The organism is Aliidiomarina maris (genome assembly GCF_003987335.1).
Classification (GTDB): Bacteria; Pseudomonadota; Gammaproteobacteria; order Enterobacterales; family Alteromonadaceae; genus Aliidiomarina; species Aliidiomarina maris.
Window position 1 is genome coordinate 22,418 of sequence record NZ_PIPK01000003.1, and the last position, 15,038, is coordinate 37,455.

The window sequence follows — 15,038 nt, forward strand, 5'->3', positions numbered from 1 at the left end:
GTCTAATTTTTCATCTTATTTGAATAGCCTTGGGTGCTATTTGAATATCACTTAGCACTAATGATGCGCTAATATAAGCGCCGTTGAGTTGCCTTTTGACTGCTTTCGACTATATTTTTAGGCTACTAAGTTATTGATAATTAAGCGCACTCAGCGGCCTTGCATGGTCAATAAACGTGCAAATAGGAGTTCATCAGTGGCTTCACCCAAAGCAAATAACACACCGGCCAACCCGCGCGTAACCCGCGCGACCCTAGTGTCTGCCATCGGCTTAGCATTGTTGTGGTGGGTACTCACTGAAGGCGCCCAGGCGTGGTGGGTGGGTTTACCGCTGGTGGCTGTGGCCAGTTATATCGGTATCCGGCTGTCGCCTGCACGGGCCGATGCACCTAGGTTACGCTTACACGCACTGCCCCGCTTTGCGCTATTCTTCTTACTGCAATCGCTGCAGGCTGGCTTTGACGTCGCACGCCGCACCTTACGCGTTAAACCTGATATTCACCCCGGCACGTTACATTACAGCACCACCCTGCCGCCCGGTGGCGCGCGCCAATTCTTTGCCACCAGCGTCGGCCTATTTCCCGGCACCTTATGTACCGACTTCAGCGCTGATGACAACCTGATGATATTTCATGTGCTTGATACCGATGTCGATATTGCTGCCGACTGTCGCCGCTTAGAGCGTGAAATCGAGCGTTTGTTTGGCCTAACGCCTGCGGTTGCCAAGCCAAGCGACACGAACAACGAGCTGAGGAACAATCATGCAGACACTTAATGCGATGCCTTGGGCAACAAACTTTTGGCTCGCTATTGCCGGTTTATTATTAGTGACCTTAGTCGCTGGCTTATGGCGTATTTGGCGCGGTCCCACCGCCACAGATCGCATGTTGGCTGCGCAATTGTTTGGCACTACCGGCGTGGGTATTTTATTGGCACTGAGCCAAGCCATGCAGCAGGTCGCCCTCATTGATGTTGCGCTCGTGCTGGCACTCCTCGCCGTGATTGCGATGGTTGCCTTTGTTAAACGTATGCAGGGGCCGTCGTCATGATGTATCTGCAAATTGCTTTGATTTGCCTTGGCTGCTTTTTCTTTATTGTCGGCACCTTAGGTTTATTGCGCTTCAACGATGCCTATTCACGTATTCATGCGATTACCAAAGCCGATAACTTAGGTTTAGGGCTATTAGTGCTGGGTTTACTACCCAGTGCGGTGAACGCTTTTCAAGGCATAAAATTATTGCTGATTTGGCTGCTGGTATTGGTCGCCAGCGCGACCGCAAGTTACCTTATTGCCCATTATCTCAAACAGCAGCAGGAAGGTGACGTATGAATCTAGCCTTCGATGTGTTGCTGGGCATTGCACTGTTGTTATGTGCCGCTGGCGTGTTCTATTCCCGCGACCTATTTCGTGCAGTGGTGATGTTTATTGCCTTTGGTTTGCTCCTTGCGCTGGTGTGGGTGCGCTTGGACGCTCCTGACCTCGCCCTTGCTGAAGCCGCGATTGGCGCAGGCCTGACTGGGGTGCTGATGATCGACGCGGTGGCACACTTAAGTGCCAAGAATGCGCATCATCAGGGCGCTCAATTTGACCAAACAGGGGCTCGCCCACAACTTTGGTCACGCATTCTTCCAGTATTCAGTGCGGTGATTATTTTTATTTTGCTGCTCGGCGCTATTTGGTGGCGACCAGACGCACCAGTGTCACTGCCTGACTTGGTGGCAGAATCCTTACCTGAGTCTGGCGTTGAACACCCGATTACCGCCGTGTTACTGAACTTTCGAAGTTATGACACCTTGCTTGAAATTGCGGTACTACTGGTCGCAGTGGTCGTCGCGATGGCGCTCAAGCCCGATACCTCAGAGCCAGAAGCTGGCAACAGCAAAGACCCCATTTTGCACGGGTTGTCGGCACGCTTAGTTCCGCCGATGTTGGTGGTCGGTGTCTACATACTCTGGGCGGGCTCTTACATGCCTGGTGGCGCGTTCCAAGGTGGTGCGATACTCGCAGCCGCTTTAGTGTTTTTGAAGTTAGCTGGCTTTGGGATTGAGCGTTTGGCCGATTCCTTGCTACGCATTGGTTTAGCCCTGGGCTTTATTGTGTTTTTAACTGTGGCGACCAGCGTGATGATAGGCGGCCGACCATTTTTAACCTATCCAGAGAGTGTCGCCGGCGAGTTAATCTTCTTTATTGAGGCGATGCTGACCTTCTCCATTGGCTTAATCCTGTTTAGCTTATTTTCCCAGGCGCCACCGCCGGTGGCACCCACTAGCTCATTACAAGGAGAGCAGGATGAGCGCTAATCTTTGGTTTGCCCTAGTCGGCGCTGGGCTGATTGCGCTAGCGGCTTTCACGTTTTTTGTCCAAACCCATCTGCTGCGACGTATTTTTGCCTTTAACATTATGGGGTCAGGCGTGTTCTTAATCATGGTCGGCATGGCTCAGCATCTACGCCAAACCGACCCGGTTCCCCAGGCCTTGGTGCTGACCGGCATTGTCGTTGCGGTGTCCGCCACGGCACTAGCCTTACTGATATTTCGCCGCTTTTATGCGCTCTCAGCGGCTGTGACCCTGACCCAAGATAATGACACGCTCGGCGACAGCTATGAGCAGGAGCCGCGCCAATGAATCTAATCCCGTTTTTGTTGGTGATCCCACTAGCCTGGGCATTGATTAGCCTGTTGTTGCCGCGTTTACCCATTGGCCCCATTGCATTGCTGGGTATGCTGGTGCAGTCACTCGCGACCGCGCTACTTTGGCGCTCTGTGCAACTACATGGCGCCGAGCGTTATGCCATTGGCGATTGGATGGCGCCTCTGGGTATCACCTTAGTGGCCGATGGCCTCACCGTGACCTTATTGGCGATAACTGCGCTGATTGCGATGGTGTGTGCGTTCTATGCCCTGTTTTATTTGCGCAGCCATCGCCATGAAGCACGCTATTTTTGGCCACTGTTTTGGTTCTTGCTGGCCTCGCTGAATGGCATTTGGCTCGCCGGTGATTTGTTCAATTTATATGTCGGTTTAGAACTCGTTACCTTTGCCGCTGTTGGCATGGTGATATTAAGTGCCAACCGCCAAACCTTAGCCGCGGGCTTACGCTATTTATATATGGCGCTGTTGGGTTCCATTGGTTACTTGCTCGGTGTCGCCTTGCTTTACAGTGCCTACGGCACCCTGGATATGCGCCAGCTGGCTGAATTAATTGAACCTAACTGGACAACCCATGTGGCGATGCTGAGCATTAGCTTAGGCCTGTTGGTAAAAACCGCGATTTTCCCGTTCCATTTCTGGTTGCCTCCAGCCCATGGCGGTGCACTCGCGCCGGTCAGCGCGCTGTTATCTGCTTTGGTAGTCAAATCATCATTTTATATTTTGGCGCGTCTGTGGTTGGACGTTGGCGCGGATGTATTACCTGTGATTACCGCCCAAGGATTTGGTCTGATTGGCGCCTGCGCAATTTTCTACGGTGGCTTCAAGGCGCTGCAGCAAGATGAAATCAAAATGCTGGTCGCCTATTCCACGGTGGCACAACTTGGCTATCTTATGCTGGTGTTCCCCTTGGCGGCAGGCACTGCGCCAGAGCACAGCATGTTAGCGTGGCAAGGCGGTATGCTGCATGTGTTGGCCCATGCATTAGCAAAGTCGGCGATGTTTTTAAGTGTTGGCACGTTAGTGCTGGCTGTGGGCAGCAAAAAAATTGACGCCTTGGCGGGTATTTCGACCCGCATTCCGTTGTCATTATTTGCCTTTGGGTTGGCAGGGGTTAGCTTAATGGGTTTACCGCCGAGCGGTGGATTCAACGCTAAATGGTTAATGTTACAAAGCGCGATTGGTAGTGGCCAATGGCATTGGGTGGTGGTGCTGAGCTTAGGTAGCTTGCTTACCGCGACCTATATTTTTAAGGTGTTTCGCGTGTCATTCGACCAACAAGCGATTGATTCGGGCAAAGGTTTAGTCAAACGAGCCCCTTGGGGTATGGAGCTAAGTGCGCTTTTCTTAGCTGGCCTTGCGATTGCGCTTGGTTTTGCTGCCGCACTTCCGGTCGAGCTACTCAGCCTCCCTGAAGTGGAAAGCAGCCTAATGGAGGCCAGCCAATGAATATTAACTTTTGGTTGCCTTTAATGGTGTTAGCCACCTCGCTGGTGTCTGCGATTGTGATTTTCATAATTCCGGACGAACGTAACATATTGCGCGGTGCGTTCAACTTACTCGCCGCAATTGTCAAAATTGCTATCGTCGCTGGCATGATCGTGGGCGTCTATTACCAACAAGAGTTCGAAACCCGCTTTACCTTGATTGGCGACATCGACTTCGTGCTGCGCGCAGATGCACTGTCCTTGCTGTTCGCAGGGCTATCGTCGTTGCTGTGGTTGTTTACCACCATTTACGCCATGGGCTATCTACGCGGCACTCCGAACCGCAGCCGGTTCTTTGGGTTCTTTAGTTTATGTGTCGCCAGTACCATGGGCATTGCCATGGCTGGCAACTTATTTACTTTTCTGATTTTCTTTGAAATGTTGACGCTTTCCACCTATCCATTGGTGGTGCATAAAGGCTCAAAAGAAGCACTCAATTCAGGCCGCACCTATTTGATTTACACCATGGCCGGTGGTGCTGTGTTGCTGTTGGGTATTGCTTGGTTACACTCGGTGGTCGGCGCCTTTGATTTTGCCGAAACCGGCGTGCTGCGTGATGTCGATGCCAGCTTTTACCCAACCTTGCAGATTATTTTTATCTTACTGATTGCAGGCCTGGGGGTGAAAGCCGCTCTGGTGCCGCTGCACGGTTGGCTACCCAAAGCCATGGTTGCGCCCGCGCCAGTGAGTGCGTTGTTACATGCGGTTGCGGTGGTGAAGGCCGGTGCTTTTGGGATAGTGCGGGTGATATATAACGTCTATGGCGTCGAGTTTGCCGCCAGCTTACAGCTGCTATTGCCGCTTGCGATTCTGGCCAGTATCACCATTATCTATGGCTCCGTGCAGGCTATCCGCCAATTGGATTTGAAAAAACGTTTGGCGTTCTCAACTGTGTCGCAAGTGTCTTACATTATTCTGGGTTTGGCGCTGTTTGGCCCTATCGCTACCGTGGGCGGTTTAGTGCACCTGTTGCACCAAGGTATTATGAAAGTTACCTTGTTCTTTTGCGCTGGGCTGTATGCGGAGACCATTGGGGTCAAGAAAATTGCCGATTTGAGCGGTGCAGGCCAACGTATGCCACTCACCAGTGCCGCGTTTACCATCGGTGCATTTGGCATGATAGGAATACCCCCGACAGCAGGCTTCGTGTCTAAATGGTATTTAGGCTGGGGTGCCATGGAGGCTGGGGCGCCTTGGGTGCTGGCGGTGTTACTCACCAGCTCAGCCCTGAATGCTATCTACTTTTTACCAATTGTGCATAAGTTATGGTTCGGCAAAGCGCCACAGCAATGGCCCGCTGAACATATTCCATTTAAACGCTTTGAAACCAATCCATGGTTATTATGGCCTGCCATTATCACGGCGGCGTTTAGCATCGGCGCAGGCTTATTGGCCGCGGCGGGGTGGAGCCCGCTCAGTTGGGCTGAGCTGATTGCCGTCAGGGAGTATTTGCCATGAGCTGGTTGTTATTAATCGCATTGATATACCCGCTGCTGGTGCTGGCGGTGTTTGCCTGGCGCAAGGTGGACCCAACCCCCAGCTACAACCGCTGGTGGATTGTCAGTGCGCCGTTACCTGCGCTACTAGCCGGTATCGCGTTGCCCGACACCACCCTGCAAGCCCCAGCACTGATGTTCGGTCTGGTCTGGCAATTGAATGACTTTTCGCGCCCGCTGCTACTGATGACCACCAGCTTGTATGCCATTGCCAGTGTGTTCGGACTCGGATATTTAAAACCCCAGGCGCTGCGCCGCTATACCCTGTTTTGGTTACTGACCATGTTCGGCAACTTGGTGCTGCTAGTTGCCCAAGACATCGCCAGCTTTTATACCGGCTTTGCGCTGATGACCTTTGCGGGTTACGGCCTGGTGGTGCACAACATGAGCGCCGATGCATTGCGTGCGGGTAAGATTTATATTGGCATGGCGATTATGGGCGAAGTGCTGATACTAGCGGGCTTAATTGCAATTATGCCCGACATGGTTGAGCCCATGCTGCATTACCTGCCGCTTGCCCTGAGTGAGCACAGCCATGGTATTTGGCTGACGGCCCTGTTGTTCGCAGGTTTTGGTGTCAAAGCGGGTGTCCTGGGCTTGCATTTTTGGCTACCACTGGCCCACCCTGTTGCCCCCACACCGGCCAGTGCGGTGCTAAGTGGTGCAATGATTAAAGCGGGCTTAATTGCGTGGATGCAAATTCTGCCTTTAGGTGCTGATCACGGGATGTTTATTGATACTCAGCTATTTGCTTGGGTGGTCATTGCACTGGGCCTTGCTGCGTCATTTCTGGCCGCGGTATTTGGTGCAATACAACTTAAGCCCAAAGCCGTATTAGCCTACTCCAGTATTAGTCAAATGGGCTTAATGACGACGTTGCTGGGTGTGGCGCTGCTGATGCCACAACTATGGTCAGGTATTATGGTCGCGCTGGTAGCATTTGCAGTGCACCATGGCCTTGCTAAAGGCGCACTATTTTTAGGTGTTGGCTTGGCCACTCAACCGGCGCGTTTGCCGCATTGGGCGGTACTTATGCTGCTGGGCATTCCCGCACTTAGCCTGATAGGGTTACCGCTGACATCGGGCGGCGCGGCTAAATACTTACTCAAAGATGAAGTCTATCAGACTAATCTGAGTTTACTGATATTCCTGCTCACCTTCGCCGCCGCTGCAACCACCTTGCTGATGCTACGCTTTATTGACCTAATCAACGGCCAGCTGCGGGTTACTTTAGAACGCACCCAAGGCGCAGCTCGCGAAGGGGACGGCTATATTCGCAACGCGGTCATTGCCGCGGTACTGGTCAGCAGCGTCGCAATTTGGTGGTTCCCGCTCGAATTGTCGCTGACCTCAACGATGACCTTAACAGGGCTTTGGGAAACCATTTGGCCAATGGCACTGGCGACTGCGATTTACTTGACGGTGCGCCGCTTGCAAGCAAGCTAGGCGCACGTGGGTTTATACCACCACCAGCACCACCACCGTGGTCACAAACGCCAATAACACATTCAAAATGGCCCCTTCACGGGCCATTTCTTTAATTGTGACGCGATTCGATGAAAACACAATCGAGTTCGGCGGCGTTGCCACGGGCAAACAAAACGCGCAGCTACAGGCAATGACCGCTGGGATCATCAATAATTCGACAGGCAGGTTTGCCGCCGTCGCCGTCGCTGCCAACACCGGCATAAGTAAGGTGGCAGTGGCTGTATTGGACGTAATTTCGGTTAAAAACGACACCGATAAACCCAATAGTAGCACCAGCAACCATACCGGTAGCGCGGCATAAGTCGCTAACGCGCCGCCAATAATGTCGCTCAAGCCGCTTTGCATAAAGCCTTGGGCCAAACAAATACCGCCGGCAAACAGCAATAAAATGCCCCATGGAATGTCGACCGCCAGGTCCCAGTTCAATAGTTTGCCGCCTTTAGAGTCTGGCACTAAAAACATCGCAATCACCCCGGCTAATGCAATAGTTGCATCCCCCACCATCGGCATATTGAACCAGCTCGTCCAGCCGCCAAAGGGCTCCGAGCGCAATACCCAGAGTAACACCACAGTGCCAAATACCCACAATGCCCGCTTTTCGTGGCTATCGAATTCGCCAATGCGTTCCAGCTCAACGGGCTTATCAAGTTTGAGCCCACGGGTTAGCCACAATGCAGTCACCGGCAGCCCCAGGATGACCACCGGCAGACCATAACCCATCCAACGCACAAAGCTCATTTCTTCGCCGGTGTAGGTTTGGTACACCGAAGCAAACACTAAATTCGGCGGTGTGCCAATCAGTGTCGCCACCCCACCTAACGAAGCGGCGTAAGCTAAACCCAGTAACAGCGCAATTTGAAAGCGCTTATTGTCACTCGCTGTGGCAATCGCCACCGCGACTGGCAGCAATGCGAGCACCGCAGCGGTATTCGATATCCACATCGATAAAAACGCCACCGCGAGCATAAATGAGCAGACAATCAACTTACCGTTACTACCGCCTAAACGGCCCACTAAGCCCAGGGCAATTCGCTTGTGCACGCCCGACGCTTCAATCCCTTTAGCGAGCATAAAGGCGCCCATAAACAGCACGATGATGTGGTTACCTAGGGATAAGCTCGCGTCCTGAAATGGCATCACGCCGCCCACTGGCAGCAAGATAAACGGCAGTAACGAGGTGGCTGGAATTGGTATGGCTTCGCTTATCCACCACCACGCCACCCACACGGTAACCCCAAGTGTCCATGCGGCTTGCGCGGGCATACCACCAAGCTGTGCGAGGAAAAACGCAAGTGCGCCTATGATAGGGCCTAGCCCTTGATGTAATGTCTGCTGGTTTATCATGATGAATTATTATCGTTAGTGGTTAAAATTGCAGGTAATTGTCATTGCGGCGGATATCATACGCTGAAAACGGCGCAAAAGCATGACCACGGACAACCATGCTAAGGATGCTGTGCCTTTGGTTATTTTGCCACCAAACCCACAACAATTCGAAAAAATGCAGAAATATGAACAAATTGCATAATTATTCATGCAGCCCAATTACATAGCGGGTTGAATACATACTATAAACCTGATTAATACTGCCTATCGCATGATTCCCCCTTGCGTAGTTATACAACTAGAATTAATGTTATCTAGCTGTTAACAAAAGGGGGAAGTTATGACGCTGTATCAAGCCAACACGCGTGCTAACGATGAACGCGACAATTGTGGTTTTGGTCTTATCGCCCACCTTGATGGTGAACCTAGCCACCGATTGGTGCGCCGGGCCATTGGTGCACTTGACCGTATGACGCACCGTGGTGCGATTGGCGCCGACGGTAAAACCGGTGACGGTTGTGGCATACAAATGCAATTACCGGATTCTTTTTTTCGCGCCATTGGCGAGGAAAACGGCTGGAATTTAGGTAAAAAGTACGCAGTCGGCCAAGTGTTTTTCAGCCACGATGACGAACAGCGGGCAGCGCAAAAAGCGGTGATTGAAGATGAGTTAGGGCGTGAAACCCTGACGGTGGTTGGCTGGCGTGAAACCCCGGTGGACCCGAGCGTACTTGGCACCACCGCACGCCAAAGTATGCCGCACCAGCAACAAGTATTTGTCAATGCTCAGCCGGGTTGGCGCAAAAAAGATCTTGAACGACGCTTATACATGGCACGCCGCCGCATTGAAAAACGCTTAAGCGACCACCCTGATTTCTATATTCCATCGCTGTCGTGCATGGTGATTGTCTATAAAGGCTTAATGCTGCCTGAAGATCTACCTCGTTTTTATGCCGATTTAGACGACATTCGCCTGCAAAGCGCCATTTGCGTATTTCACCAACGTTTTTCCACCAACACCATGCCGCGTTGGCCGTTGGCGCAACCATTTCGCTACTTGGCCCACAATGGTGAAATCAATACCATTGCGGCCAACCGCCAGTGGGCGTTGGCGCGCAGCTACAAAATGCGCTCGCCGCTATTACCCGATTTAGATGACGCACAGCCCTTTGTGCAGGCCACCGGTAGCGATTCCGCCAGCCTCGATAATATGCTTGAGCTACTGCTCGCAGGCGGTATGGATCTTTTCCGTGCCATGCGTTTGCTGATTCCCCCCGCGTGGCAAAATGACCCGACCATGGACCCTGATTTACGTGCCTTCTATGAATTCAATTCCATGCACATGGAACCTTGGGACGGCCCGGCGGGTGTGGTTCTCACCAATGGCCGCCACGTAGCCTGTAGCCTTGATCGCAATGGCTTGCGCCCTGCACGCTTTGTAATTACGCGCGACCGCACGATTACCGTAGCGTCTGAGGTAGGCACCTGGGACTACGCCGCCGACGAAGTGGTCGAAAAGGGGCGCTTAGGCCCAGGCCAGATGATAGCCGTTGACACCTATAATGGTACGTTATGGCGCAGCCATGAAATTGATGCGGATTTGAAGTCACGCCACCCCTACAAAGCATGGTTAGACAAACATATTCGCCACTTAAAGCCATTTGAGCAATATACCGATACCGAGCTGGGTGAACGCCTGTTTGATGACGCCCAAATGGCGACTTTTCATAAGCAATTTTTTTATAGCAGTGAAGAAATTGAGCAAGTGATCAAAGTACTGGCCAAAGATGGTCAGGAAGCCACAGGCTCGATGGGCGACGATACCCCGATTGCGGTGCTATCGGCTAAACCGCGCCTGTTATATGACTACTTCCGCCAGCAATTTGCCCAAGTTACCAACCCGGCCATTGACCCGATCCGCGAACGTCATGTGATGTCACTGGCGACCTGTGTCGGGCGTGAACAGAACATGTTCAATGAAACCTCGGGTTACGCGGACCGCGTGCTGTTTAATTCGCCGGTGTTGATGTACACCGACCTGGACCAACTTAAAGCCTTCACCGAAGAGCATTACCCCTGGCGCCAGTTCAGCTTAAATTATGACCCACAGCAAGAATCTCTGGAACAAGCGTTGAAGCGTTTGACCAATGCTGTGGAAAAGTCAGTACGCGAAGACAAGATCGCGATTGTGATTTTAAGCGACCGTGACATCGCAAAAGGCAAATTGCCTATCCCAGCACCAATGGCAGTAGGTGCGGTGCAAACACGCTTAGTCCATCAGCAATTGCGCTGCGACTCAAATATTATCGTCGAAACGGCCTCAGCCCGCGATTCCCATCATTTTGCAGTACTGCTGGGCTTAGGTGCCACCGCGATTTACCCGTTCTTAGCCTACGAAACCGTAGAGCAAATGGTGAGCCACAAACGGATTAACCTGAATGTACGCGATGCGGTACTTAACTACCGCCAGGGTATTAATAAGGGGCTGCTGAAGATCATGTCGAAAATGGGTATTTCGACCATTTCCAGCTATCGCTCCGCGGGCCTATTCGAGGTGGTTGGCGTCGCTGAGGACATCTATCAGCGCTGCTTCCCTACCTGCTCACTGCGCCTGACGGGTGCCAATTGGCAAGACTTCGAGCAAGACTTACAGCAACTCAACAAGGTGGCATGGCTAGCGCGCAAACCGCTGCCACATGGTGGTTTGCTGAAATACGTCCATGGCGGCGAGTACCATGCTTACAACCCGGACGTGGTGACCACGCTGCAACAAGCAGTGGAAACCAAAGACGTCGTGGCCTATAAACGCTACGCTGATTATGTCAATTTGCGCCCTATCGCAACGTTGCGTGACTTATGGCAACTTAAACCTGCGCAAAGCAAAGATTCCCATGAGAGCCCAGAGCCTGAGGCGGCCAGCGAGCTATTTAAACGCTTTGATAGCGCCGCAATGTCGATTGGCGCACTCAGCCCAGAGGCCCATGAAGCGCTGGCGGTGGCAATGAATCGTCTTGGTGGGCACTCGAATTCGGGTGAAGGCGGTGAAGACCCTCGCCGTTTTGGCACCGAACGCAATTCACGGATTAAACAAATTGCCTCAGGGCGTTTCGGCGTGACGCCACACTATCTGGTCAATGCCGACGTGCTGCAAATTAAAATCGCCCAAGGTGCAAAACCCGGCGAAGGTGGCCAATTACCCGGCGACAAAGTTACTGCCGAAATCGCGAAACTACGCTTTTCGGTGCCAGGCGTGGCGCTGATTTCGCCACCGCCACATCATGATATTTACTCAATTGAAGACTTAGCCCAGCTGATCTTCGACCTGAAGCAAATAAACCCGGACGCGGTGGTGTCGGTTAAGTTAGTTTCCGAACCCGGTATCGGCACCATTGCCACCGGCGTTGCCAAGGCGTATGCCGATTTAATTACCGTGTCAGGTTACGATGGCGGTACTGGCGCTAGCCCGCTAACATCAGTGAAGTATGCAGGTAGCCCTTGGGAGCTCGGGCTTGCTGAAGTACATGAAGCCCTGACCGTGAATAACTTACGCCATAAAGTACGCTTGCAAGTCGATGGTGGCTTGAAGTCCGGCTTGGATGTGATTAAAGCGGCAATACTAGGTGCCGAAAGCTTCGGCTTTGGCACCGCTCCGATGGTGGCGTTGGGCTGCAAATACCTGCGTATTTGTCACCTCAACAACTGTGCCACAGGGGTCGCGACCCAAGATCAAACGCTGCGCCAGCAACACTTTCATGGTTTACCCGAGAAAGTTGAAAATTACTTCGCACTGCTTGCCGATGAAGTGCGGGACTATCTGCGCCAGCTTGGCGTTGCCAAGCTCACCGACTTAATTGGCCGCACCGATTTGCTCGAGCCGATTCAGCACTTTGCGACTGCACGCCAACAGCGCTTGGACTTAGCACCGATATTAGCCTCAGCTGCAGCACGCAATGAGCATCCGAACCATTGTGTCAGTAACAACCCGCCCCATGACCCTGGGCGCTTGAACCAAACTTTGATGACACGCTGTGCCGATGCCGTTAAAGCACGTCAAGGCGGTGAGTTTCATTTCGATATTCGCAATGACGACCGCTCGGTTGGTGCCAGCCTGTCGGGCTTAATTGCTAAACAGCATGGCAACCAGGGCATGGCCGGTAAGCCACTGGTGCTGCATTTTAGAGGCACCGCAGGACAAAGTTTTGGGGTTTGGAATGCGGGCGGCTTGCACTTAAAGCTAACTGGTGATGCCAACGATTATGTCGGTAAAGGCATGGCCGGTGGACGCATTCATATCAGCCCCGCTAAAGGGGTCGCCTATGCCACCCATGAGGCGGTGATTATGGGCAACACCTGCTTATATGGCGCCACCAGTGGACGCTTATATGCTGCAGGGCTTGCGGGTGAACGCTTTGCTGTGCGCAATGGCGGTGCCATCGCTGTGGTGGAAGGTATCGGCGATAACGGTTGTGAATATATGACCGGCGGCGTGGTCGTCGTGCTTGGCCACACGGGGATTAACTTTGGCGCGGGTATGACTGGTGGTCTTGCCTATGTGTACGACGAGCATGATGACTTCGAGCAGCGTATTAACCCTGAGCTGGTGGAAACCTTAGCCGTCGATAAAGCGATATTGCAAGAGCACTTGCGTGGCTTTATTCATGACCACTATGAGGCCACCGCGAGCGCTCGCGCACTTGATATATTGACCCATTTTGACACTTACTTGCCGCGCTTCCGGTTAGTAAAACCTAAGGCCAGTGACATTGCCACCTTAATTGGACGGCGTGCACAATCGGCTGCTGAACTGCGTGTTCAGGTGATGTAAGGAGGCCTGTATGACTGGTAATGTGTATCAATTTGTCGACGTTCAACGTGTCGACCCACCTAAGCGCCCGATAGCGGAGCGTAAAATTGAATTTGTTGAAATTCAACATGGCATGGAGCAGACCCAAGTCAGTGGACAGGCTGACCGCTGTATCGACTGCGGCAACCCCTATTGTGAGTGGAAATGCCCAGTGCATAACTACATTCCACAGTGGCTCGAGTTAGCGGCGGAAGGCCGTATTATTGAAGCTGCGGAGCTATCGCATCAAACCAATAGCTTGCCTGAAGTATGTGGTCGGGTATGCCCTCAAGACCGCCTCTGTGAAGGGGCTTGTACGCTCAATGACGACTTCGGCGCCGTCACCATTGGCGCAATTGAAAAGTATATCACCGACAAAGCCTTTGAAATGGGCTGGCGTCCAGATTTAAGTGCCGTACAAAGTACAGGCAAGAAAGTCGCTGTCGTCGGTGCAGGCCCTGCGGGCTTGGCCTGTGCTGATGTGTTGGTGCGCCATGGAGTGACCCCTGTGGTATTTGACCGCCACCCGGAAATTGGCGGCCTACTGACCTTTGGTATTCCGTCATTTAAGCTGGAAAAAGAAGTGATGCAGCGGCGTCGCGATATCTTCACCGAGATGGGTATTGAATTCCGATTGGGCGTCGAAATCGGTAGCGACGTTAAGTTTGAACAATTACTGGATGATTATGACGCCGTGTTCTTAGGTTTAGGCACCTATAAAGCGGTCGACGGCGGCTTGCCGGGGCTTGAGCACCAAGGCGTGGTCCCCGCACTGAAATTCCTGATCGGTAATACCGCTAATGTGGTCGGTTACGACATGCCCGACTACCGCTTTATTGACCTCAAAGGCAAGCGCGTGGTGGTCCTTGGTGGTGGCGACACCGCAATGGACTGCGTGCGCACGTCGATTCGCCAGCAAGCGCAATCTGTGGTGTGTGCCTATCGCCGCGATGCCCACAACATGCCAGGCTCGCGTAAAGAGGTCGAGCATGCGCGTGAAGAAGGCGTTGATTTTCAATACAACATGCAGCCACTTGAAATTATCGCCGACAGCGATGGTCAAGTGACTGGGGTGAAGTTTGTCAAAACCGAGCTTGGCCTTGCTGATGAAGCGGGTCGACGCCGACCACAAGTCGTCGAAGGTTCAGAGTTTGTAATGGACGCCGATGCCGTAATTCTGGCCTTTGGTTATCAAGCCAACCCACCAGAATGGTTAAGCGCACATGACGTAGCCCTGAACGACTGGAACTTAGTCAACGCGCGTGAAGACAGCGCCTGTGCCATGCAAACCTCCAACCCTAAAATCTTCGCTGGCGGTGACATGGTGCTAGGTGCCGACTTAGTGGTCACCGCCATAGCCCAAGGCCGCGCTGCCGCCCAAGGTATGCTGGATTACCTGGAGGTTTAAGCACTGACGTACGCGGTAGGCTTCCACTCTGGTCTACCGCGTTATATGGTTAGCATCGACTACTGACTATCCGACTGCGCGACTTTAACGTAGAAATATACGGCGTAAAAAATGCACATACCGATGACTATAGCTAAGCCAGTAAACGATAAAAAGATGATTGGCTCTCTAAAGAATTCTTGCCAAATACTCATGGTGTCGCCCTCGTGCTAATGAATAGAGCTATAGCATAGCGATTCGTCGAATTGCGGTATTGACGCGGATCAAATTGCACGATGAAGTGCAAATCAAGGGTAAAAATAGCAAGTGCGATAGTGCAAATTATCGTGCACTATAGAATC

The 15,038-nt window shown here is 52.4% G+C and carries 12 protein-coding genes; 10 read left to right on the plus strand and 2 right to left on the minus strand.

Going from position 1 to position 15,038, the window contains the following annotated elements; translation table 11 throughout:
- Window positions 1-196: 196 nt before the first annotated feature.
- From CWE07_RS04310 to CWE07_RS04345, 8 genes are read left to right on the plus strand one after another with little or no spacing between them, the layout of a single operon-like run.
- Complete coding sequence (locus CWE07_RS04310; protein WP_157983216.1) at window positions 197-775, plus strand: Na+/H+ antiporter subunit E; 579 nt, start codon at window positions 197-199, stop codon at window positions 773-775.
- The gene (locus tag CWE07_RS04315; protein ID WP_241974058.1) at window positions 762-1,049 is read left to right on the plus strand and encodes an MrpF/PhaF family protein; all 288 of its coding nucleotides are present in this window, start codon (window positions 762-764) and stop codon (window positions 1,047-1,049) included. The genes CWE07_RS04310 and CWE07_RS04315 overlap by 14 nt, the downstream gene beginning before the upstream one ends.
- Window positions 1,046-1,330, plus strand: a complete 285-nt coding sequence (locus CWE07_RS04320) for a cation:proton antiporter (RefSeq protein WP_111568596.1) — start codon at window positions 1,046-1,048, stop codon at window positions 1,328-1,330. The genes CWE07_RS04315 and CWE07_RS04320 overlap by 4 nt, the downstream gene beginning before the upstream one ends.
- Complete coding sequence (locus CWE07_RS04325; RefSeq protein WP_111568595.1) at window positions 1,327-2,301, plus strand: hydrogenase subunit MbhD domain-containing protein; 975 nt, start codon at window positions 1,327-1,329, stop codon at window positions 2,299-2,301. The genes CWE07_RS04320 and CWE07_RS04325 overlap by 4 nt, the downstream gene beginning before the upstream one ends.
- Window positions 2,291-2,626, plus strand: coding sequence for an NADH-quinone oxidoreductase subunit K (locus tag CWE07_RS04330; protein WP_111568594.1), 336 nt, complete (start codon window positions 2,291-2,293; stop codon window positions 2,624-2,626). The genes CWE07_RS04325 and CWE07_RS04330 overlap by 11 nt, the downstream gene beginning before the upstream one ends.
- Entirely contained in the window at window positions 2,623-4,098 is a 1,476-nt protein-coding gene (locus tag CWE07_RS04335; RefSeq protein WP_111568593.1) for a complex I subunit 5 family protein, read from the plus strand. The genes CWE07_RS04330 and CWE07_RS04335 overlap by 4 nt, the downstream gene beginning before the upstream one ends.
- Window positions 4,095-5,594 (plus strand): proton-conducting transporter transmembrane domain-containing protein, encoded by a 1,500-nt coding sequence (locus CWE07_RS04340; RefSeq protein ID WP_111568592.1) that lies wholly within the window; start codon window positions 4,095-4,097, stop codon window positions 5,592-5,594. Before CWE07_RS04335 ends, CWE07_RS04340 begins: the two co-directional genes overlap by 4 nt.
- Window positions 5,591-7,078, plus strand: coding sequence for a complex I subunit 5 family protein (locus CWE07_RS04345; protein WP_111568591.1), 1,488 nt, complete (start codon window positions 5,591-5,593; stop codon window positions 7,076-7,078). Before CWE07_RS04340 ends, CWE07_RS04345 begins: the two co-directional genes overlap by 4 nt.
- Before the next feature lie 12 nt (window positions 7,079-7,090).
- Here the strand turns inward: CWE07_RS04345 and CWE07_RS04350 are convergent, their stop codons facing one another.
- Entirely contained in the window at window positions 7,091-8,464 is a 1,374-nt protein-coding gene (locus CWE07_RS04350; protein ID WP_111568590.1) for an SLC13 family permease, read from the minus strand.
- 322 nt (window positions 8,465-8,786) lie between these two features.
- Between CWE07_RS04350 and gltB the strand changes: the two genes are divergently transcribed.
- Both gltB and CWE07_RS04360 read left to right on the plus strand, forming a co-directional pair.
- Window positions 8,787-13,271, plus strand: a complete 4,485-nt coding sequence (gltB, locus tag CWE07_RS04355; protein ID WP_111568589.1) for a glutamate synthase large subunit — start codon at window positions 8,787-8,789, stop codon at window positions 13,269-13,271.
- Window positions 13,272-13,281: 10 nt separating this feature from the next.
- Complete coding sequence (locus CWE07_RS04360; RefSeq protein ID WP_111568588.1) at window positions 13,282-14,697, plus strand: FAD-dependent oxidoreductase; 1,416 nt, start codon at window positions 13,282-13,284, stop codon at window positions 14,695-14,697.
- Between the two features lie 59 nt (window positions 14,698-14,756).
- Here the strand turns inward: CWE07_RS04360 and CWE07_RS04365 are convergent, their stop codons facing one another.
- On the minus strand, window positions 14,757-14,891 hold the full coding sequence (locus CWE07_RS04365) for a DUF3149 domain-containing protein (RefSeq protein ID WP_111568587.1): 135 nt from the start codon (window positions 14,889-14,891) through the stop codon (window positions 14,757-14,759).
- Between the last annotated feature and the right edge of the window lie 147 nt (window positions 14,892-15,038).